This window comes from Mesorhizobium norvegicum, assembly GCF_004919685.1.
Classification (GTDB): domain Bacteria; phylum Pseudomonadota; class Alphaproteobacteria; order Rhizobiales; family Rhizobiaceae; genus Mesorhizobium; species Mesorhizobium norvegicum.
Window position 1 is genome coordinate 1 of record NZ_SMYZ01000108.1, and the last position, 22,886, is coordinate 22,886.

10 protein-coding genes and 1 pseudogene are annotated in these 22,886 nt (G+C 63.7%); 6 read left to right on the forward strand and 5 right to left on the reverse strand.

The features are described from left to right. The 5 genes and pseudogenes from FCU66_RS35795 to FCU66_RS35815 form a co-directional block, all read left to right on the forward strand. The coding region (locus tag FCU66_RS35795; RefSeq protein ID WP_246094172.1) for an Ig-like domain-containing protein at window positions 1–2,169 on the forward strand (2,169 nt) is incomplete at its 5' end. Between the two features lie 63 nt (window positions 2,170–2,232). Further along, window positions 2,233–3,927, forward strand: a complete 1,695-nt coding sequence (locus tag FCU66_RS35800) for a type I secretion system permease/ATPase (protein WP_136622729.1) — start codon at window positions 2,233–2,235, stop codon at window positions 3,925–3,927. Between the two features lie 19 nt (window positions 3,928–3,946). Then, a complete protein-coding gene (locus tag FCU66_RS35805; protein ID WP_136622730.1) occupies window positions 3,947–5,284 on the forward strand; it encodes an HlyD family type I secretion periplasmic adaptor subunit in 1,338 nt (445 codons plus the stop codon). Between the two features lie 257 nt (window positions 5,285–5,541). Continuing rightward, window positions 5,542–6,175 (forward strand): annotated as a pseudogene (locus FCU66_RS35810) (hypothetical protein). 109 nt (window positions 6,176–6,284) lie between these two features. Next, a complete protein-coding gene (locus FCU66_RS35815) occupies window positions 6,285–7,967 on the forward strand; it encodes a hypothetical protein (RefSeq protein ID WP_136622732.1) in 1,683 nt (560 codons plus the stop codon). A 24-nt stretch (window positions 7,968–7,991) separates the two neighbouring features. Here the strand turns inward: FCU66_RS35815 and FCU66_RS35820 are convergent, their stop codons facing one another. Next, the gene (locus tag FCU66_RS35820; RefSeq protein WP_136622733.1) at window positions 7,992–8,678 is read right to left on the reverse strand and encodes a D-lyxose/D-mannose family sugar isomerase; all 687 of its coding nucleotides are present in this window, start codon (window positions 8,676–8,678) and stop codon (window positions 7,992–7,994) included. 188 nt (window positions 8,679–8,866) lie between these two features. Here FCU66_RS35820 and FCU66_RS35825 point away from each other — a divergent pair, with 188 nt between their 5' ends. Next, window positions 8,867–9,925, forward strand: a complete 1,059-nt coding sequence (locus FCU66_RS35825; RefSeq protein WP_168992229.1) for a D-TA family PLP-dependent enzyme — start codon at window positions 8,867–8,869, stop codon at window positions 9,923–9,925. 117 nt (window positions 9,926–10,042) lie between these two features. Here the strand turns inward: FCU66_RS35825 and FCU66_RS35830 are convergent, their stop codons facing one another. The 4 genes from FCU66_RS35830 to FCU66_RS35845 form a co-directional block, all read right to left on the reverse strand. Beyond that, window positions 10,043–10,846 (reverse strand): heme ABC transporter permease, encoded by an 804-nt coding sequence (locus FCU66_RS35830; protein WP_136622735.1) that lies wholly within the window; start codon window positions 10,844–10,846, stop codon window positions 10,043–10,045. Window positions 10,847–11,115: 269 nt separating this feature from the next. Then, window positions 11,116–12,897: a glucan ABC transporter ATP-binding protein/ permease gene (locus FCU66_RS35835; protein WP_136622736.1), complete on the reverse strand. Its 1,782-nt coding sequence runs from the start codon at window positions 12,895–12,897 to the stop codon at window positions 11,116–11,118. A gap of 518 nt (window positions 12,898–13,415) precedes the next feature. Next, window positions 13,416–22,025, reverse strand: a complete 8,610-nt coding sequence (locus FCU66_RS35840; protein ID WP_136622759.1) for a glycoside hydrolase family 94 protein — start codon at window positions 22,023–22,025, stop codon at window positions 13,416–13,418. Window positions 22,026–22,293: 268 nt separating this feature from the next. Next, window positions 22,294–22,881 carry a HutD/Ves family protein gene (locus FCU66_RS35845; RefSeq protein WP_136622758.1) on the reverse strand — a complete coding sequence of 196 codons (588 nt, stop codon included), beginning with the start codon at window positions 22,879–22,881 and terminating at the stop codon, window positions 22,294–22,296. Between the last annotated feature and the right edge of the window lie 5 nt (window positions 22,882–22,886).

The following is a 22,886-nucleotide window of genomic DNA, read 5'->3' on the forward strand; positions in this document are numbered from 1 at the left end:
ACAAACAGCCACGCTACCTTCACGGCGACCGACGGGGTTTCCGCGACCGGGTCAGTGTCAGTGGCGGCCGGCAGCTACACCGACGCAGCCGGCAACACTGGTAGTGCTGGCTCCGACACCGTTGCGATCGACAGGCTCAACCCGACCGTCGGGGTCAACATCGTGGCGGCTTCGCTCAGCGACGGCACCCCCAGCTCGAATGTGACTTTCACCTTCAGTGAGGCACCGGTCGGCTTTGACGCCAGCGATCTGACGATGGCGGGTGGGACACTGGGTCCGATCACGCAGGACACCGCGACCACTTACCACGCTACCTTCACGGCGACCGACGGGATTTCCGCGACCGGGTCAGTGTCAGTGACGGCCGGCAGCTACACCGACGCAGCCGGCAACACTGGTAGTGCTGGCTCCGACACCGTTGCGATCGACCGGGAGAATCCGACATTTACGGCATGGACTTACGAGACATCCGGCGGATCGAGCAAAAGGATTGTGGTGACAGGCGTTTCCGACGCGGTCTCCAGCTTTACCATTACCGATGCCGGAACACCGCTCGCCTGGGCTTCGATAATCAAGAACGGTACCACTTGGACCTTTACAGATATCGCAAATGGGGCTCAGCTCCAAAACCACACGTTGACCGTAACTGCTACGGATCCATCCGGGAACACGTTCTCTATAACGCATGCAGCGCCCGCCGGTACCTCCGGCGAGCCCATCAATCTCGCCTTGACCGACCCCTCGCATGAGGGCGCGCTCATCACGGTCACGGTGAAGGACGTGCCTTCGGGCTGGACCATCGACGGCGCGACGCACAACGCCGACGGAACCTGGACGACACAGACCAACGACCTGCAAGCCCTGACGGTCACCACGCCGTCAGAATTCACCGGTGCAGCAGTGCTTGATGTCTCGATGACCTGGATCAACGCGGACGGCACGACGGGAAGCATGTCGGTTGCCGACAATGTCGAGGCCTATACCCAGGGTTCGCCGATCTTTGCCTGGTCTGGCGACGATGTGCTGACCGGGTCGAGCGGCAACGATCTCTTTGTCTTCTCGCAGCCGATCGGCTTCGACACGGTGCATAATTTCGACGCCGCGGCTGACCAGATCGACCTTATCGGCTACAATGGATTGGCAAGCTTCTCCGATCTCCAAACGCATATCGCCGACGATACCCACGGCAACGCGGTGATCGCGCTTGGCGACGGGCAGTCGATCACCCTTGATGGCGTGCACTCGAACGCACTGACGGCCGGCAATTTCGTCTTCGACCAGACGCCGGTGGTCAACAATGCAGGCACCATGACGATCGGCGACGGCGCCTTGCTACCGCTGAGCGGCACGATCAACAACAGCGGCCTTATCTCGCTGGACTCGACCGGCGGCGATACGCTGCTGCAAATCATCCAGCATGGCGTGACCTTGCAGGGTGGCGGGCAGATCCTGCTGTCCGACAGCGCCGCCAACGTCATCTCCGGCACGGGACCGGACGTCACTCTGGTCAATGTCGACAACACGATATCGGGCGCCGGCCAGTTGGGCAGCGGGATGCTGAGCCTCGATAACCAGGGCACCATTATCGCCTCCGGCGCGAATGCGCTCGTCATCGACACAGGGGGCAGCGTCGTCACCAATTCCGGAACATTGGAGGCGACCGGTTCAGGTGGCCTGACGATCACCGGCGGGCTGGCGAATTCCGGCATCCTGTTGGCCAATGGCGGCGACATCGTCATCCACGGCCAGGTTACCGGCGACGGCGATGCCACGATCGGCAATCTGTCGAAGCTGGAATTCGGCGGCGCCTCGTCGACGGATGTCACCTTCGCACACGATGCGGCCGGCACGCTGCAGCTCGACGATTCCTTCGATTTCAGCGGGCGGATCGGCGGCATCACCAATGACGACAGGCTGGAGCTCGAGGATATCCTGTTCGGTGCGGGAACGACGGCCGTCTATCAGGCAAACCAGGATGGCAGCGGCGGAACGCTGACCATTTCGGACGGCACCCACGGCACCGCGCTGCATCTGGTCGGCTCCTATGATGCGAACGGCTTCAAGCTTGCCGATGACGGCCAAGGTCATACCGCCGTTTCGTACAATCCGGCGGAATTCACGCTGACAGGCGTCGGCAATGGAGGAATTTCAAGCGACTTCGTGGTGTGAACGGAAGGTGCCACGGTCTGCGGCGGCTCATCGACCTGACGAGTATCGAGTGGGGTTCTGGAAGTGGATAGCAAATCTCGAATTGTGAAGGATGCGCTTCGGGCATGCCGCCGCTATTTCGTGGTTGCGGCGGCATTCAGCCTGGCGATCAATCTGCTCTACCTTGCGTCCCCATTGTACATGCTGCAGATCTACGACAGGGTCGTCACCAGCGGCAGCGAAACCACGCTGGTGATGCTGACCCTGGTGTTGCTGGCGGCTTTCCTTTCGTTGGCCGGCCTCGACCTGGTGCGCGCCTCCATCCTGACGCGTGCCAGCGCGCGGCTCGACCGGTTGCTCTCGGCAAAAGTCCTCGCCGCGTCGGTCGAGACCCCATCGCCGGGCTCCTCGCAAAGCCAGCCGATCCGCGATTTCGATACGTTCAGGCAGGTGATCACCGGCAGTGGCATCCATGCCCTGTTCGATCTGCCGTGGTCGCCCATCTACATCGGCATCATTTTCCTGCTGCATCCGTGGCTCGGCTTCTTCGCACTGGGCTGCTCGCTGCTCCTGATCGCCATGGCCGTGCTCAACGAGTATCTCGTGCGTTCGCCCCTGAAGCAGGCCAACGACCTGGCGACGACCAACTATAACTTTACCGAGATGAGCCTCAGAAACTCGGAAGTCGTTCGCGCCATGGGGATGATCGACGGTCTCATCCGCCGCTGGGGGCGCGACCGCAACCTGGCGCTGCGGCGCCAGGCGGAGGCAAGCGATCGCGCCGCACTGATGTCGGGCCTGATCCGTTTCCTGCGGCTCACCATGCAGTCGCTGATCCTCGGCCTCGGCGCCTATCTGGTGATCGAGCGGCAGATCACCGGCGGCACCATGTTCGCGGCGAGCCTCTTGCTGGGCCGGGGGCTACAGCCGGTCGAGCAGATCGTCGGCCTTTGGCGCAGCCTGATCCTGGCGCGGGCGGCGTTGGCAAGGGTCGAGAAGCTGGTCGACGGGGGCGCGCGGAACGAAAGATCGTTCAACCTGCCGAAGCCCACCGGCAAGATTTCGGTCGAGCAGGTCAGCTTTGCAATTGCCAGCCAGCAAAAAGTGCTTCTCCGGGACGTATCGTTCCGGCTGGAAGCAGGCGAAGCGCTGGGAATCGTCGGCCCTTCCGGCGCCGGCAAGTCGACGCTGGCGCGTCATCTCGCGGGCGTCATGCAACCCAGCCGCGGCACCGTCAGGCTGGACGGGGCCGACCTGTCGCAATGGGGGCACGACGCGCTCGGCGACCACATCGGCTACCTGCCGCAGGATATCGAACTCTTCTCCGATACGGTCGCCGCCAACATCGGGCGCTTCAAGACCAATGTCGACCAGGAGGTGATTGAGGCCGCGCGGCTCGCCGGCGTGCATGAGATGATCATCCGCCTGCCGCAGGGCTATGAGACCCAGATCGGCGAAGGCGGCGCAGTGCTGTCGGGAGGATATCGGCAACGGATCGCCCTTGCCCGGGCGGTGTTCGGAACGCCGAACCTGATCATTCTCGATGAGCCGAGCTCCAATCTCGACGCCGATGGCGACCGCGCGCTGAGCGACTGCACGATCGAGCTGAAGCGCCGCGGCAGCACGGTGATCATCGTCTCGCACCGGCCCTCGACCCTGGCGAATGTCGACAAGATCCTTCTGTTGCGCGATGGCGCCGTCGAGGCCTTCGGCATGAGAAACGAGATCGTGGCGCTGCTCAACCAGCGCGCGGCTCCAATGGCGGTGGCAACCCAATGAGCTGTGGCCGGAGAGATCGATGAGCGACGGCGCCCTCACCTACCGCAGCCTGCCCGGCGAAACCGGTATCCTGGCCCCGGATTCGATCCGGATGCCGGCCTATGTCGGCATGCTGATCATCGTTGCCTTCTTCGGCATCTTCGGCGGCTGGGCGGCATTTGCCCCGCTGAACGGCGCCGTGCTCGCCGACGCCGTCGTCAAGGTCGAAGGCAATCGCAAGAGCGTACAGCACTTCGACGGCGGAACGGTGAAGGAGATCCGCGTCAAGGACGGCGACATCGTCAGGAAGGGCGACATCATGCTGAAGCTGGACGACACCAGGATCCGGTCCGAATTCAATCTCTATGCCCAGCAATATGCGCTGTTGCGCGCAACCGATGCCAGGATCCGGGCCGAACTGGACGGCAACGAGGCTGTTACCTTCCCGAAGGACATCCTCAAGGAGCACGAGGCCTACCTTAGGGATGCGATGGCAAACCAGATCGCCGACCTGGAAAGCCAGCGCGCCTCGATGGCCGGCGCCAGGCAGATCCTCGAGCGGCGGATTGCCGAGCTTGAGGAGCAGATCCAGGGCAAGCAGTCCCGGGTCGAATCCTACCAGGCCCAGCTGAAATCGACGATCGACGAGAAGGCCAGCCTGTCAAAGCTGCTCAAGGCCGGATTGACGACCCGCCCGCGCATTCTGGAATTGGAAAGATCCGCCTCGGATCTGCAGGGCCTGATCGACGAGAACCTCGGCGCCATAGCCGGCAGCAAACAGAGCAAAGCCGAACTCGATAGCCAGATCGCACAATTGACCAATGAGCGCCGAGCCAAGCTGTCGGCCATGCTGATCGATACGCAGTCGAGCCTTGCCGACCTCGTGCCCAAGATGTTTGCCGCCCAGGCTGCCATGGACCGGGCCGAAGTTCGCGCGCCTTATGATGGCCAGGTGATGGATCTCAGCGTCTTCTCGATCGGCGCGATCGTTTCGCCGGGCCAGACCATCCTCGATATCGTGCCGACCGAGAATTCGCTGATCGTCCAGGCGCAGATTCGCGTCGAGGACATATCGAACCTGCGACCCGACATGGCGGCCGAAGTTCGTTTCACATCATACAAGCAGCGCTCGATACCCATAATTCATGGACGCGTCACCCGCATTTCGGCGGATCGCATTACCGACAGCAAAACCGGGTTTCCCTACTATCTTGCCGACGTAGCGGTCGATCCGGTGGAATTGGCAGCAGCCCCACAGATTGCGCTCTATCCGGGCATGCCAGCGTCAGTCATGATCGTTACCGAGGAACGCACCGCACTCGACTACATTTTGGGCCCGCTGGTTGTGTCGTTCCACTCCGCGTTTCGCCAGAAGTAACGAGCTGCGCGCCGTCCAGCAGCCGGGCGATGAACTTCAGCCGCTCGTCCATGACCTTACCCTCCTTCCAAGGCGCCTTGCTCTCCCCACCCTCAGTATCATCTGCGGTGCGCGTGCCAGCGCCTTGCATATCAATGGCAACCCGCGCATCACTTTGGGCTGATTGAGGCAGGCGAGATTCCCGGAGCAAAATTGGTGGCCGCCGGTGCGTGCCACTGGTTAAGCTTCGTGACAGAATCCCTGCACGAGGCCGCGTAATGCTCACCGATAGCCAGTACATTCTCGAAAGCATCAGCCAAGGCTGCGTGGTGCTTACCGATGACGAGTTCGTCATCGACAGGCTGGTGAAGTATTTCGGCAATGGGAGGATCCGATGGCACGTCGAATTCCGTGGGCATCGCATCGAGCTGACCACAGGCCAGCTTAAGAAGCAGCCCACCTTCCGCAGGAAGATACTCGAACAGGCTGGTGTGCTGCCGCCCCAGCGTGCAGGGACCGACTACAGGCGATGGGCACTCGATCTGAGGAAGAATGCGATCGAGCTTCCTTGGCGGGATAGGCCTGTCGATGTCGGTTTCGCCATCGACAGGCTCACCAGCCATGGGGACGAGCGCTGGACGGTCGAATACCAAGGCAGGGCAATCAAATTCACGACGACCAAACTCCGCAGGCAAGTCAGTTTCCGCAAACGCATGCTGGCCAAGGCCAAGGTGTTGCCGCCCCAGTTGGACCCGGTTGCCTATCGGAAGTGGATGGACTGGCTCATTCAAAACGCCACCGACGCTGCCCCGCTGGCCGGCGATGCCTTGATGACAGAGAAAAGTTGGCTAGACGACCTGCCAGAGCTAGCCGGCTGGCAAAAATGAAGCACCGCCCCAAGGGACCAGCTAAGGGCGGCACGCGCTGCCTTTGCCATGCCTGGAGATTTCGTCACACACTGATGACGAAGGAATCTAACCAGAGCCTGGCTCGCTGGCGATCAGAATTGAAATGAGACTCCATGGACCGCTTCAACCTCGGCACCTATCGCCGCCCCATCTCCACTCGCTCTGCGGAAACCCAGCGCTGGTTCGATATCGGCCTCAACTGGTGCTACGGCTTCAACCATGAGGAAGGCATCAAGTGCTTTGAGAAGGCGCTGGACACGGACCCTCACTGTCCGATGGTGCATTGGGGCATCGCCTATGCCGCCGGGCCTTTCTACAATCTGACATGGAAGGAACATGGCGAGGCCGAGGCCAACAGCGCGACCAAGCGCTGCTTCGAACACGTCCAGCTGGCGCGGGCCAATGCGGCTTCCGCCAGCGAGATCGAAAGGCGCTTGATCGAGGCGCTGGCCTGCCGCTTCCAGAAACCGCACCGGGTGACGCCGCAGGAATTCGAGCAGTGGGATGACGCCTATGCCGCGGCGATGCGGCTTATGTACCAGGATTTTCCGGACGACCACGATGTGATGGCGCTTTTCGTCGAGGCGCTGATGATGCGCACGGTGCGGCGGCTTTGGAACCTCAAGACCGGCGCGCCGGCGCCGAATTCCGATGTCGTCGATGCCCTGGACGTTTGCGAGCGGTCGATCCGGTGCGCCGACGGGGCCGGCATTGCACAGCATCCGGCGATCGTCCACCTGCATATCCACCTGCTGGAAATGTCCACGATGCCGGAACGCGGCATGCGCTCGGCGGATCTGCTGGGCGCAATGTGCCCCGATGCCGGGCATATGAACCATATGCCGGGACACATCTATGTGCTGTGCGGCGAATACGAGAAGGCGAAGCTTGCCAGTGAGAAGGCAGTCCGCGCCAACGACCTCTATCTGGCCTATGCGGACGAGCCGACCTACTACCTGCTCGGCTGCTGCCACGATCTGCATCTGATGATGTTCACGTGCATGTTGTCAGGCCAGTCCAGGCCAGCGCTGTGGGCCGCCGACAAAGTGCGCAGCCTGGTCGCGCGCGACGTGGTCGCCATCCAGGACCGGCCCAAGCTCACCCAGACGGTGGAAGGCTACCACGCGATGAAATCGCATGTGCAGGTGCGCTTCGGTCGCTGGCAGGAGATCATCGACGAGCCGATGACCGCGGAGCCGGGCCTCTATGTGCTGACCGCGGCCATGCAGCACTACGCCAAGGGTGTCGCGCACGCGACGCTGGGGCAATTCGTTGAAGCCGAGCGCGAGCGCGACCGGTTCCACAGGCATCTGGAAGGCATTCCAGCCGAGCGGCGCTTCCTCAGCAACCCGACGCGGGCTTCTCTGGCTGTCGGGGCTGCCCTGCTCGACGGCGAGCTTGCCTATCACCAGGGCCGGCATGGCGAGGCCTACGGCCATCTGCGGCAAGCGGTCGAGCTTGACGATGATCTGTCCTACACCGAGCCGTGGGCGTGGATGCATCCGCCGCGCCATGCGCTGGCAGCACTGCTTCTCGACCAGGGCCACTCTGCAGAGGCCGAGCAGGTCTATCGCGACGATCTCGGCCTGAGCGGCAAGGTGCAGCGCTGCGCCCAGCATCCGAACAATGTCTGGGCGCTGCATGGGCTGGTGGAATGCCTGAGACGGCGCGGCGAGAGCGAAGAACCGGCGCTGCAGGCAAAGCTTGCCCTGGCGCTGGCCAAGGCGGACGTGGCGATCAGCTCATCCTGCCTGTGCAGGACGAGCGTGCAATCAGCGCCAAGCTGCTGTCATTGAGCTGGCCGGGCGCCCGCGTTGCCCTCAGCCCAGCCACTTCTCATAGTCGGACACCAGCAGGTGCACTGGGGCGACGTCCTCATCGATGTTGGAGAAACGGCCGATCGGTTCGCGAAAGACATTGTCGGTGAGATCGTCATTGACGGTCGACACCTCGCCGATCAGCACATCCTTGCCCTCGGCCCAGAAGGCATGCCAGACGCCCGGCAGCAGCGTCACGCTCTGGCCCGGGTCGAGCTTCAACAGCCCGCCTGCCGGCAGCCTGTGGATGGTTCCGTCGACCGGCACCGATACTTCGGCCTTGGGATCGATGCCGCCGTCGCGATCGTGCATGAACAGTTCCAGCACCAGCTTGCCGCCGCCACGGTTGATGATGTCCTCGGCCTTGATGTTGTGGCGGTGCATCGGCGACAGCTGGTCCTTGCGCGAGATCATGATCTTCTCGGCATAGAGCATGCCCATGCCCTTCTTCATGTCCGCGTAGACGCCGTTGCGAACGGTGAACAGGAACAGGCCGAGCTCCTTGAATTTCTCCTGGCCGTAATCGGTGATGTCCCAACCGAGCCGCGAGGTAAACACCGCCGACGAGTCGACTTGGCGCGCCTTCGCCTCTTCCGGCGACCAATAGGCGAAGGGCGGCATGATGTAGCCGAAAGAGCGGATGAAAGCGTCGGCTTCGCGGATGATGTCGTTGATGGCGGAGCGTTTCATGATCATGATCCTTCGTATGGATTTGTCTGGCAAATCGCATAGCCGAACGCCGATCCGGTGTCGATCCATCTTGCCAGCCGGCCTCGCCTTACGCCTCGGCATGGACCACAGATCCGCTCCGCTGGCCGCGTGACATTACGCGCTTTCGAGGCCATAACCCCTGCGGATTTTCTATGGGATGACAGATGATGCCGACCGTCCATGACCTCGATACGCCATCGATCCTGATCGACGCCGCGCGCGCCGAAGCCAACATTGCCCGCGCCCAGGCCCATGCCGACAAGAACGGGCTGAAACTGCGGCCACATATCAAGACGCACAAACTGCCCTATTGGGCAAAAAAGCAGGTCGCGGCCGGCGCCGTCGGCATCACCTGCCAGAAGATCGGCGAGGCCGAGGTGATGGCCGACGCCGGGCTGACCGACATTTTTCTGCCCTACAACATCCTCGGCCGCGCCAAGCTGGAGCGGCTCCTGGCACTGCACCGCCGTGTGACACTGTCGGTTACAGCCGACAGCAGAGAGACGCTCGAAGGGCTGGCCGACGCCTTCACCGATACCGGCCACCGTCTGCCGGTGCTGGTCGAATGCGACACCGGCATGGGCCGCTGCGGCGTGCAGACGGCTGATGAAGCGGTTGCGCTGGCAAGACAGATCGACAAGGCCGGTGGCCTCGCCTTCGGCGGGCTGATGACCTATCCGGCCGCCGGCCGCGCGGCCGAGGCCGAAGCCTGGCTCACTGAGGCCAAGCGGGCGCTGGCCGCGTCGGGCCTCGCCTGCGAACGCATCTCCAGCGGCGGCACGCCGGACATGTGGCGCTCGAGCGAGGCATCTGTTGTCACCGAGTATCGTCCAGGCACCTACATCTATCTCGACCGCTATCAGGTCGCCAAAGGCGTCGGCAGCCTCGACGATTGTGCGCTGACGGTGCTGTCGACGGTGGTCAGCCACCCCACAGCGACGCGTGCCATTCTCGATGCCGGTAGCAAGGCGCTGTCCAGCGACACGCTGGGGCTCGCCGATTTCGGCGAGCTGCTCGGCATTTCCGGTGCGCGGGTGACGGGCTTGAGCGAGGAGCACGGCACCGTCACGCTTTCGGGCGATGGCCAGCTGCGCATCGGCGAACGCGTCCGCGTCGTGCCCGACCACTGCTGCGTCGTCACCAACCTGTTCAACGAGGTCAATCTGATCGACGGCGACAAGGTGCTGGAAACGCTGCCCGTGGCGGCGCGCGGAAGGATGGGATGAACTAAGAAGCGCCTTCCCTTCTCCCCTTGTTGTGGGAGAAGGTGGATCGGCGCGCAGCGCCGAGACGGATGAGGGGTGTTCCAGCGGAGTGAGACGTGGCGTTCCCTGGAACACCCCTCATCCGTCGCCTGCGGCGACACCTTTTCCCACAAGGGGAGAAGGTGGAGACCGCTCCGCCTGCCGTGCCGCGACACGGCGCATGGCGATGACGCGGCGGCGGTGGATTTCGGTGCGCATCGCCATCAGGTGCAGCGCAAAAAACAGCACGGTGAAGCCGAGCGCCATCACCAGCAGCGGCCACAGCAGGCTGGGGTCGATGGTCGAGCCGCCCATGCGGAACACCGAGGCCGGCTGGTGCAGCGTGTTCCACCAGTCGACCGAGAATTTGATGATCGGGATGTTGATGAAGCCGACCAGCGTGATGATGGCGGCGGCCCAGGCGGCGCGGCTTGCGTCGTCGAGCGCGCGGGTCAGCGCGATGATGCCGAGATACATCAGGAACAGCACGAAGACGGAGGTCAGCCGCGCGTCCCAGACCCACCAGGTGCCCCACATCGGCTTGCCCCAGATAGAGCCGGTGATCAGCGCCAGCGCGGTGAAGACGGCGCCGATGGGGGCCGCGGATTTCAGCGCGACATCGGCCAGCGGATGCCGCCAGACGAGCGTGCCGAGCGCGGAGACTGCCATCAGCGTGTAGCACATCATGGCGAGCCAGGCGAAAGGCACGTGGATGTACATGATGCGGACGGTGATGCCTTGCTGGAAATCCTCAGGCGCGGCGAAACTCATATAGAGCCCGACGGCGAGGATGAGTGCGGCGATGGACGCCAGCCACGGCACGAGCCTGTCGGCCAGCCCGACGAAGCGTGTCGGGTTGGCAAGATCCATCCAGCCGGCCAAGCGTGAAGTCGTGTCGCTCATGCTGCTCTACATAGACCGCCGGTGCGTTTGGGGCAATCGAGCGGTGGTGTCGCAGGGCTGCAGAATTTTGCCTTCTCCCCTTGTGGGAGAAGGTGGATCGGCGCGTCAGCGCCGAGACGGATGAGGGGTGCTGGAAGGAATGAGGCGTTGGTGTTTTCTGGAACACCCCTCATCAGACCGAGCTTCGCTCGGCCACCGCCCTGGGGCGAGCCGCGGGTCTCGCCCCGTCCTTCGGACCCCACAAGGGGAGAAGGCAGAGACGCCCCTGATCAGGCGGCCGCTTCCTGCTGTTGCTGCACGGTGCGGCTGAGGCGGCGAACCTCCTCGTCGTTGAGCAGGCCGCCGGCGCGCAGCAGGCTGGCGAAGCGGCCGTTGCGCAGCGACAGTTCGGCGAAGCCGCCCATTTCGACCACCCTGCCCTTGTCCATGAACACGACCAGATCGGCGTCGCGAACGGTGGTCAGACGGTGGGCGATGATGAAGGTGGTGCGGTCGCGCCGCAATTCGTCGATCGCTTCCTTGACCCGGTCCTCGGTCTCGACGTCGAGCGCGCTGGTTGCCTCGTCGAGCACGAGGATCGGGGCATCCTTCAGCACGGCGCGGGCAATGGCGATGCGCTGGCGCTCGCCACCCGACAGCTGACCGCCACGTTCGCCCACCACCGTGTCGTAGCCATTGCTCTTGGACAGGATGAAGTCCCGCGCCGCGGCCGCGTCGGCGGCGGCATGGATCTCGTCATTGGACGCATCGGCACGGCCGACACGGATGTTGTCCTCGATCGAACGGTTGAGCAGGCCCGCATCCTGGAACACGGTGGCAATCGAATGACGCAGCGACTTGCGGGTCACGGTGCGGGTGTCGACGCCGTCGATCAGGATACGGCCATGGGACGGCGAGAAGACACGCTGCAGCAGATTGATGAGCGTGGTCTTGCCGGCGCCGGTCGGTCCGACGATGGCGACGGTCTGACCGGCCTGAACTTCGAACGACACGTCGTCGATGCCCTGGCCCGAATTGGCGAATTCGAAGCCGACATTCTCGAAACGGACATGGCCGGTGACATTCGCGAGATCGCGCAACCCATCCGGCTCGGCGGCGTCGGCCGCGGAGTCCTCGAGCTGGTAGAAATCCTCGAGCTTGGCGCGCGCCTCGGAAATCTGGTTGGCGAAAGCCGACATCTGGTCGAGGCGAGCGATCAGCATCGTGGCAAAGCCGGTGAAGGCGATGACGTCGCCGATACCCAACTGACCATGAGTCACGAGATAGGCGCCGATCGACAACACGATCAGCATCGAGATTGCCGATGACAGACGGTGCAAGGCATTGGCCAGCGCCCACCAGTCGAGCACAGGGTTCTGCGCGTCGAGCAGGTTCTTGACGTAGCGGCGCAGCGTATCGGCCTCGTGGCCGAGGCGGTTGTAGCTCTGCAGCACGGCAACGTTGCTGACCGAGTCGGTCACATGCGCGAACACCTGGTGGTAGTGGCGCTCGACCGCGGCCTGGCCCGCCTTGGTGCGGCGCATGACCATCCGACCGATGACGACATAGAGCAGTCCGAGGCCAAGCAGCACCAGCGACATGCGCAGGTCCATGCTGATCGCGGTTGGGACCAGCAGCACGAGGGCGACAGCCGTGGACAGATGCTGGCGCATGAATTCAAGCCAAAGGCTGAACAGGGTTTCGACGGCGCGCAGCATCGTGTGCAACGCATTGGAGGTGCCGTGCTGATGGTGCCAGGCGAGCGGCATGGTGATGACGCGCTCGAAGGACTGGCACAGAACTTCGCTGCGCCGCGCATGGGCAAAGCGGTCAGCACCGCGCGCCACCATGACGAAAGCAACGATGTTGAAGGCGCCGAGACCGGCCCACATGACCAGCGTGGTGAAGACAGAGCCGCGCTCGGAAATCGCGCCGATGACGCGACCGAACATAATCGGCTCGAGAAGCGCTACGATGGCGAGAGCCACGTTGGCCGAACAGATCAACGCGACGCGTTTCCTGTCCGCGGCCAGATAACCGAGAGCTCGCCAGTAGATTTGCAGAAGGGTCACCCCAGTTACTCCGCCACGCTGTTTATTGTGCACTGCATCATTTGACTCGTACCGGTTGATACGTCGCAAAACAATGGCCGTGTACCTCTTCAGTTCCCTCAGAGCGAACAAAAGATGGCGACGTTCCGAAATCTGCCGTGATCACCTAACGGTTTGAGAAGACAGGTAAAATGTCAGGCATGCGGCGAAATCATGGCAGTTGGCACGTGCTGCCACAATTTTAATCAGCAACGATGTCGGGCGGATGACTAAGGCCGAAATCGCCTTTTGCACAGTATAGGGCAAAGCTAAGCGGCCTTGCGCGCGCCCAAGGATACGGGACGCCGAGCTTCGCCGCCTGGTGCGGGCCCTGCGATGCGTATCAAGCCTTTGATATTATGGGCTTTCCAGCCGCATGCCCTTCGGGCGGGCCGATGACAGCAAGGGGCGGCATGCCGCCCCTTCATCCTGCCGTGAGCCCGAAAACCGCTTCCTTCCCCGGGCTTGAGCCCGAGCGGCATGTTGTTGGGTGAAGTGCCTCAGGCCGGGATCCTGATGAGGATTTCGGCAACTTCGCCGTCCTTCAGTTCGACCGCCGACACCTTGGTCTTTGCCCCATTCACCTCCAGCGACACGGCCTTGGCCTTATTGTCGCGGATGACACGAACCTTGAGTTCCGCCCCCAGCATCTTGAGATTTGCCGAATAGCCATCCCAGTGGCTCGGCAGCTTCGGCTTGAACTGGACACGCTTGCCGCGCCGTTCGATGCCGAGAATGCCTTCGACCGCCGCTCTGTAGAGCCAGCCGGCGGAGCCGGTGTACCAGGTCCAGCCGCCACGGCCGCCCTTGCCGTTGCCGGCATTGTCGTCCCCCGCATAGATATCGGCCGCCACGACATACGGTTCGACACGATAGTGCTCGGCCGAGGCCTCGTCGGTCGCATGGTTGACCGGGTTCAGCATCGAGAAACAGCGATAGGCCTCGTCGACCTGCCCCATCTCGGCGAGCGCGATGACAAACCATGTGGCGGCGTGGGTGTATTGACCACCATTCTCGCGCACACCCGGCGGATAGCTCTTGATGTAACCCGGGTCCTTCTCCGTCTTGGAGAAGGGCGGCGTGAACAGCTTGACGATCTTGAGCTTGTCGTCGACGAGCAGCTTCGTCGCCTGCTCCATCGCGGTCGTTGAGCGTGCCGGATCGCCCTCTCCCGAAAGCACGCTCCAGGACTGGGCGATCGAGTCGATCTTGCACTCCTCGGACGTGCGGGAACCCAGAGGGGTGCCGTCGTCGAAGCTGCCGCGCCGGTACCATTCGCCGTCCCATGCCGTGCTCTCAAGCGCCCGCTTCAAAACATCGGCATGTTTTGCCCAGGCCTGTGCACGCTTGGCATCGCCCTCGGTCTTGGCGACGGGGGCGAAGTCGCCCAGCGTCTTCAGCAGGAACCAGCCGAGCCAGACGCTCTCGCCCTTGCCGTGCTCGCCGACGCGGTTCATGCCGTCGTTCCAGTCGCCGCCGAGGATTAGCGGCAGGCCCGCAGGGCTGCTGCGTTTGATGGCCAGGTCGAGCGCACGCGCGCAATGGTCGTAGAGCGACGCCGTCTTCTTCGAAACCTCCGGGGGGAAGAAGGCATCGTGCTCGCCCTCGCCCAGCGGCTGTCCGTCGATGAAGGGCAATTGCTCCTTCAGGATGGTGGCGTCACCGGTGACCAGCAGGTAGCGCGCCGTGGCGTGGGCCAGCCAGACCACGTCGTCGGAGATCAGCGTGCGCACGCCGGCGCCGGTGCGCGGCAGCCACCAATGCTGCACGTCGCCTTCGGGGAACTGCCGCCGCGCCGCGTTGAGAATCTGGTCGCGCGCCAGCCGCGGGTCATGCGCCAGCAACGCCAGCGTGTCCTGCAACTGGTCACGGAAGCCGAAGGCACCGCTGGCCTGATAGAAGGCGGAGCGGGCACGGATGCGGCAGGCCAGGCTCTGGTAGGGCAGCCAGTGATTGACCATGGCGTCGAGCGCCTTGTCCGGCGTCTCGACCTGGATGGTGTCGAGGAAGCCGCGCCATTCGCGCTCATTGTCGGCCAGCCGCTGGTCGAAATCCTTGACCCGGTGCTCCTGCACCAGCGCGCTCGCCTCCTCGGCGGACTCGGCGTCGCCGAGCAGCCAGAGCAGGGTCACGTCGCCGCCGGCCGGTATCTCGATGTCGCGGGCGATCGCCGCGCACGGATCGTCGCCGGCCTCGACACGGCCCGAAAGTGCTGCACCACTCAGCACCGCCTGCGGCAGCTCGCTGGAGCCATGCCGGCCCAAAAACTCCGAGCGGTCTGATGTCACCGAATGGACGCCACCGTCAGCGGCAAGGAAGGCCACCCGCTCGCTGAAATCGAGCCCGTAGGGGTTTTGTGCCAGCAACGCCCCAGTGGCGGCGTCCCGCGACGGGACGATGGTTGCCGCCGTGCGCGACCGATGCCCGCCGAGCACCCATTCGGCATAGGCATAGACACGCAGCCGCGCCGGCACCGAGCCGGAATTCTGGATACGCAGCCGCGAGATCTTCACCGGGTCGACCGGGTCGACGACATGGGTGAGGTCCATCGACAACGGCCCGCGCTTCGAGCGGAAGGTCGAGAAACCTTGGCCATGCCAGGCCTCGTAGGTCATCGAGGGATCACGCACCATGGCGGCGAGCGGCGAAAACGCCTTGCCGCTGGCCTGATCGTAGATGTAGAGGCCCTCGCCCGGCCGGTTCGAGACCGGATCATTCGACCATGGCGTCAACTGGTAGTCGCGGCTGTTGCGGCTCCAAGTAAAGGCAGCCCCCTCAGCGGAGGTGTGGAAGCCGAACGAGGCGTTGGAGACGACGTTGATCCACGGCTGCGGCGTGGTGCGCCGGCCAGCCAGGCGCACGACATAGTGCCGCCCGTCGCCATCGAAACCGCCAAACCCGTTCCACTGGCTGAGCCCGCTGCCATCGGCGCTGACATTCGCCACCGCCTGCGAGGCAGATGCATGCGTCGTGGGCGTCAGCGATGGTAGTTCACGCTGAACCGGCAATGCTGCCGGCAGCAGGGCGTCGCGCGCCTGCAGGGCCGCCGCCTCGGCCCGCTCGATCTGGTCGAAGATGGTGCCGTTGCGCGTGTGCAGGACGACCCGGGCGACGGCGAGCAGCGTCTTGTAGGTCGTCTCGTCCATCAGGTCGCGGCGCACCGCGAAAATGTGCTGGCGAGGTCCGAGCTCCTTGCCACGCAAACGGCTGTTTTCGCACAGCGTCTCGACCGCCCGCTGCAGGTCCTGGACATAGGAGGACGCCTGCTCGTTGACGACGACGAAGTCGATCATCATGCCGCGGGTGCGCATATATTCCTGGAAGCGCAGCGCCTGGGCGACGATTTCGAGATCGGCGACGTCGCCGATCCTGACCAGGAAGATCGGGAAATCGCCGGAAATGCTGGTCGGCCACAGGCTCGACTGCTTGCCCAGCCCCGTGGCGATGGATTCGGCGGGAAGACGCAGGAACGGATCCGGATAGATCAGATAGCGCGCCAGCTTCTGCACATTGGCGGCATCGGTCAGGCTGAGGCCCATATGGCGGGTCTGCACCTGGCTGCGCGTCCAGGCGAGCATGGCCTGGCGGGCAAAGCTCTCTGGGTGGTCGAGGCGCGCAATGGCCTCGTCCAGCTCGGTGCGGCCGGCGCCGACGACGGTCCAGAAGGTCAGCGATATCTTCTTGTTGGCCGGTACGCGCACCTGGCGGCGCAGCGAGGCGACGGGATCGAGCGTGAAGCCTGAATGGCCGCCAAGCCTGGCGCCCGGATCGAAGGCAGCCGCGTCGACAATGGTACGGCCACGGCCGATGAAGGCGCGCCTGTCGGTCTCGGCCTCGGCATCGCGCGCCGACCCGGACGGATCGGTGACGAAATGCACCATGGCGACATCGGGCTCGCTGGTCTCGCGCTTGCGCCGCGTGGCGAAGATCGCCGCGTTATTCGCAGAGATTTCGGTTTCCACGAACATCTTCGAGAAGGCCGGATGCGCGTTGTCGGACGCTTCCAGGCCGAGCACCAGTTCGGCAAAGGAGGTTACTTCGATGTGACGGTCGGACGGACCGTCATTGTAGAGCGTGACCCGACGGCCCTCGCCGTTGCCTTCCGAGATGACGATGCATTCGACCTCGGAGCGCAACGTGCCCACCGATTTGACGAAGCTCGCCTTGTCATCGGAGAACAGGGTCTGCGCCTTTTCCTCGGGCGCACGCTTCGGCTCAGCCGTCGCCGACCACCAGTCGCCGGTGCCGGCGTCACGCAGGAAGATGTAGGAGCCGAGCCGGTCCTCTGTCGGATCCGGCTGCCAGCGGGTGACGGACAGATCACCCCAGCGGCTGTAGCCCGAGCCGGTGGCGGTGACCATCACCGAATAGCGGCCGTTCGACATGACGCTGGTCGACCGCAGCGACTGCAGCGGGTTGAGCACGATGCGGGTGTCGGGGCTTTCGACTTCGGTCTCGTCCTTGGCGCGTTCGTCGGCCTCGGTCCTGACGGTCGCGGTCGGGATGTCGCGCGGTGCCCTCTCCTGCAGCAAGAGTTCGGCCGATTCGATAACCGGATCGCTGTGGAAGCGGTCGCGCATGCGGCCTTCGAAGATGGCGTCGGCAACCGCCGCGATCGACATGCCCGAATGGTGGGCCATGTAGTTCTGCACGACGACATGATCGGTGCCTTCCGGCACGCGCTGCGGCGTGAAGTCGACGGCGTCATAGTAACCATGGCGGCCAAGCGCGCCGATCTCCCGCAATCGGGCGAGGTTCTGCACGGCTTCGCGCGGGTTGAACTGGGCGGCCAATATGGTGGCGTAAGGCGCGATCACCGTGTTCTGGCCCAGGCCGCGCTTCAGCCCGAGGCCGGGAACGCCGAAATTGGTGTACTGGTAGGTCAGTTCGCGGTCGCGGGCGTTGTAGGCCGCTTCCGAAATGCCCCACGGCACGTTCTTCTGGCGGCCATACTGGATCTGGCGCTTGATGATCAGCTTGCTGGTCTGGTTGAGAATCGAGCCCTGCGGCTCCTTCATCACCAGCGGCGGCATCAAATATTCGAACATCGAGCCGGACCAGGACATCAGCGCGCCCTGGAAACCGATCTCGACGATCGGCCGGCCCAGCCGGAACCAGTGCTCGGTCGGCAGATCGCCCTTGGCGATGGCGAACAGGCTGGTCAGCCGCGCCTCGGAAGCCAGAAGGTCGTAGCAGCTTTCATCGAGCTGATGTTCCTCGACCCGGTAGCCGATCGACAGCAGCTTGCGCTCCGGCCGCATCAGGAAGGAGAAATCCATCTCGAAGGCGAAGCGGCGCGTGCGCTCGCGCAAGGTGAGCAGCTTGGCGCGCAGCGCCTCGACGGCATTGTCGTCGCTGTGCGCGTCATGCACATGCGCCTCACAGGTGGCTTCCAACCTTGCCGCCCAGTCGACGATAACGTCGCTCTGCGGCGACGCCGCCTCGGTGTGGATGGCTGTGGCAAGCTTGCGGATCTCGCCGGCCAGCACGGCCAGGTTGATGGTGCGGATCGACGCCATCTCCGGCTGCGCCTTGATGGTGTCGACCGCGCGCCGCATACCGTCGAGACGGTCGGCGAGGCGCTGGCGCAGGGGGCGCAGCTGGCGGCGGTCGTCGGGCAACTCGTCAAGGCTTTCGCTGACGATGGTGACGGTGTCGAGAATGCCTTCGAAATCGCCCTGGAGGTGGACGGAGGGCGCTTCGGCCCATTCGGCGCAAGCTGCCGCCACCGCCACCAGATGGCCGGCGAGATTGCCGCTGTCGACAGCCGAGATGTAAAGCGGATAGAGCGGCTTCAGCGTCGTCGTGTCATACCAGTTGAAGAGGTGGCCGCGGTCGCGTGGCATGCCCTCGATGGTCGACATGGTGGCGTCGATACGAGTGATGGCGTCGGACAGGCTGATCCAGCCGAAGTCGCGGGCAGAGACGACGGACAGCAGGTAGACGCCGATATTGGTCGGCGAGGTGCGAGGTGCGACGACCGGCGCCGGGCTTTCCTGGAAATTGTCGGGCGGCAGATGGTGATGCTCTGCGGTCACGAAGCTTTCGAAATAGTGCCATGTGCGCCGCGCCACCGTGCGCAAAGTATGGATATCGGCCTGCGATATGCGCAAGCGATCCTCGGTTTCCGCCGAACGGCTGATCCAGCTGGCGATGGCGGGCGAGCCAATCCAGAACAGGGCGAAGAAGAAGGCAACGAAGGCGCCGGTCGAATCGGCCAGCACCGGAATGGCAAGGCCGACAAAGCCGATGATCACGGCGCCATACATCATGCCGTAATACGATCCGACATCATTGTCGCCCGCCTTGTGCGCCTGCGAGGCGGTGCGCCATTCCAAAAGGTTCTGGCGGCTGACGAACAGCCGGTAGAGCGTGCGCACGATGGCATCGCCCATCATCCAGGCGTTATGCGCCATCAGCACGATTTTCAGCGCCACCATGGCGGTGCCGAAGGCCACGTCGCGCGCCAGGGCCGAGAAATGGCCGCGCGGCGTCTGGTCGCCGCTCTTGGGCAGGATAGCGTTGACGATGTCGAATGTCGGCGCCATGAACAGGCTGAGGATCAGCAGGGCCTGCCATTGCGCGGCTTGCGTGAAGGGCAGCAGCGTCCAGCCGGCGATCGCCGCCATCACCCAGAAGATCGGCGTCAGCGAGCGGCGCAGATTGTCGATCATCTTCCAGCGCGAGAGAGCCGGCACGCCGGAGCGCGGATCGAGCATGAAGCCGAGCAGCTGCCAGTCGCCGCGCGCCCAGCGATGGTGGCGTGAGGCGTCGACCGAGTAGCGCGTCGGATAATCCTCGACCAGTTCGACGTCGGTGACCAGCGCCGAGCGCGCCAGCGCGCCTTCCAGCAGATCGTGGCTGAGGATGGTGTTTTCCTCGATGCGGCCCTGCAGCGCCGCCTCGAAGGCGTCGACGTGATAGAGGCCCTTGCCGGTGAAGGAACCGTCGCCGAAGACGTCCTGATAGAGATCGGACACGGCAAAGACATAGGGGTCGAGGCCGCGATTGGCCGAGAAGACCCGCTGGAAGAACGACGCATCGTCGCCGCTGGTCAGCGACGCGGTGATGCGCGGCTGCAAGATCGCATAGCCGGCGGTGACAACGCGCTTGCTGGCGTCGAAATGCGGGCGGTTGAGCGGGTGGCAAAGCTTGCCCACCAGGGTCGCGACCGCGTCGCGGGTGGTGCGCGTGTCGGCATCGAGCGTCATCACGTGGACGACGTTCTCCGGCAGCGGCACGTCGAGCGGCAGGAACGTGGTGTCACTGTCACCGCGCAGCAGAAGGTCGAGTTCATGCAGCTTGCCGCGCTTGCGCTCCCAGCCCATCCAGGACCCTTGAGCCGCATTGAACAGCCGGCGCCGGTGCAGGATGTAGAAACGCGGCGCGCCTTCGGAGGGATAGCGGGCGTTGAGACGGGCGATCTCGGCGCGGGCGAATTCGAGGATTTCGGTATCCGCCGCGTCGATCTCGGTCTTGCTGTCGGGCCAGTCCGACAGCAGCGCGAAATGGATTTCATCGGCCGTGTTGGCGAGATGATGGACCTCGATATTGCGGATGTTTTCCTCGACATCGTCGCGCGAGCCGATCAGCGACGGCACCACCACAAGCGTGCGCGCCTCGGGCGGTACGCCGTGCCTGTAATCGTAGCCGACGAGGCGCGTCGGTTTCAAAAACAGCGATACGACAGTGTTGAAGAAGGCGAGCGCGCCCTCGCTGGCCGGCACGGCAAACAGCGCCAGCATCAGAACGATCGACGGCACCGACAGGCCGAGATTGGCGAGTGCGTTGCCGGAGAGGACGAGAAGCAGGGCCGTCAGCGCAAACACCGGTACGACGATGCCAAGCCATCCGGTCTTGCGGAAGGCGCGCTTGATCGTCTGGCTGATGGTGGGCCGGTAGCCGATTGCCTTCTCCAGCTCCAGCCGGCGTGGGCCGACGAGAAAGAACCCGACATCTGTGTGGGCGGGCGCGGTCGCGGTTGGGACGGCAGTGCCTTCAGCATCGCCCGAGATGGTCTCGCCGGCGGCGTGGCCGGCCAGCTCGATGGCCTTTTCGGCGACACGATATTCCGAAAGGTCCGAGCGTCGCGCCAGTTCCTCGATCGCGGTGCGGTACTGGTCGCGCGAGAAGAAGTCGAGCGCGGCGAAATCGGTGCGCTCGCGCAGCACGGTATCGATGCGGCTGACGCCTTCGAACCACACGGTCCAGTCGACGTCGTTGATGAGGCGCAGGCCGCGGATGATGTTGCCCGTCGTCACATTGCCGCTGGACAGCGTGTGATGTTCGGAAATGATGATTTCCTCGGCGTCGGAGCCGGTCTTTTCGAGTTCGCCTTCCAGCCATTCCAGGGCCTTGCCGGCATTCTGCGATCCATCGCGCAAGCGGTAGAGCAGCTGGGTGGCAAAGGTGGTGTCCTGCGCGTGGGCGCCGAAGTTGGACAGGATCGCCTGCCGGTCGGCGCTGTCGTCGGTCGCCAGAACCTTGTCGGCCACATCGTTGGCGATCTGGCGCATCTGGCGGGTGCGATTGACCCTGACCGCCAGCCGGCGGAGATTTTCGATCAGGACGAAGCGCAACAGCGACGGCAGCGCCCAGAGTTCGCCGATCTTCAGCGGCTCGACCGACTGAAAACCCTGGACGATGGACTTGAACATCGTCGCCGAGATGGAACTGTCCGAATGCGCCACATAGGTCCAGGCCAGTGCCAGCGCGCGCGGCACGCTGCCGCCGTCAGGCAGTTTCAAGGTCGGCAGCTGGCGATAGAAGCGGCGCGGCAGATCGCGCTTGACCTGGAAAATGGTCTCTTCGACCAGATAATTGTTGTCGAGCAGCCATTGTGCCGCCGGCGTGATCGTCTCGCCTCTGGCCTGCGCCGCATTGGTCGAACGGTAGACTTCCAGGATCTTCTTGGCACTGTCGCGGATACGGGCCTGAAAATCGAACGGCGTCAGGCCGAACAGATCGGTGAGGTCGCCTTTTGCCAGGCTTTCACCGAGCAGCCGAAGGCGCTCTTCGGGCAGGTAATTGGAGCGGATCGGCTCTTCGGTGATGGCCGGGAAGCTCGCGCTTGTCTTCTCGATTTGGGCAGGGTTCGTCTGAATATTCATTGAAAATTCCGTAAGCGGGCAGTCAGCGGCGTCACCGCCACGGCAATGGCCCTAAAACCGATTCAAATGCAATTGGTTGCATAAACCCCATTTGCCGAAAGTTTGTTTCCGCACCACGACAGGGCGTCATCTCTCAGCGAAAAACAACGACGAGGACCCCTCCTCCCGTCGAGATCGATCGACGGGGAGGATTCGGGCTTTTTCGTGATGCCCGCCGTCAGTTTACGCTATAATGCGCCGGCATCGCGATCATGTTTGGAAACAAGCGTTAATCGTTGCCGGAGATGACGCCGATCCGGATCACGAACAGCGTTGCCTCATGGGAGGGCTGGACAAGCAGGCCGGCGCTGTCCGGACCGGCTACCAACGTGTCCAGCGCTCCGAGGCGAACCGGTTGGGCGGCGGGCACGATGACTTCGCCGTTCAAGCACAGGATGAGGGTTGTCCCGGCTTCAATCCGGATTTCCATGGGAGCCGAAATCACCAGGCGTTCGACCGAATGCGTCATCCGGCTTCGGCGGGTCATGACATTGAGATCGGTGATCGGCCCGCCGATCAGCGCGGCTGCGGTCGGCGCGTCAGCCGGGAAGGAAAACAGGGCGGTCGCCCTGTTTATGGATGTCGGCGGGTAGCCGGCAATCTCGAGGACAATGCCCTCGCCTTCGAGCACGGCAAGGGTGCGATCGATCCCGGCAAACTGCGAGAACGGGCCGCTCAATTCGACGCGCGCCATCGAGACGCGCCAGTCGAAATCGTCGAGCCCGGCACCAATGGGCGAGACGGCGATTTCCGTAGTCACGCCGCCGCCGTTCTTCCACGGCATCGACCGGTATTCGGCTGCCCGCAGGATGCGCATCGGCT

Excerpts from the sequence above, each read along its gene's own strand:
- FCU66_RS35805 (WP_136622730.1), top strand. The coding sequence starts at position 3,947 with ATGAGCGACGGCGCCCTCACCTACCGCAGCCTGCCCGGCGAAACCGGT.
- FCU66_RS35815 (WP_136622732.1), top strand. The coding sequence starts at position 6,285 with ATGGACCGCTTCAACCTCGGCACCTATCGCCGCCCCATCTCCACTCGC.
- FCU66_RS35820 (WP_136622733.1), bottom strand. The coding sequence starts at position 8,678 with ATGAAACGCTCCGCCATCAACGACATCATCCGCGAAGCCGACGCTTTC.
- FCU66_RS35825 (WP_168992229.1), top strand. The coding sequence starts at position 8,867 with ATGCCGACCGTCCATGACCTCGATACGCCATCGATCCTGATCGACGCC.
- FCU66_RS35830 (WP_136622735.1), bottom strand. The coding sequence starts at position 10,846 with ATGAGCGACACGACTTCACGCTTGGCCGGCTGGATGGATCTTGCCAAC.
- FCU66_RS35840 (WP_136622759.1), bottom strand. The coding sequence starts at position 22,025 with ATGAATATTCAGACGAACCCTGCCCAAATCGAGAAGACAAGCGCGAGC.
- FCU66_RS35845 (WP_136622758.1), bottom strand. The coding sequence starts at position 22,881 with ATGCGCATCCTGCGGGCAGCCGAATACCGGTCGATGCCGTGGAAGAAC.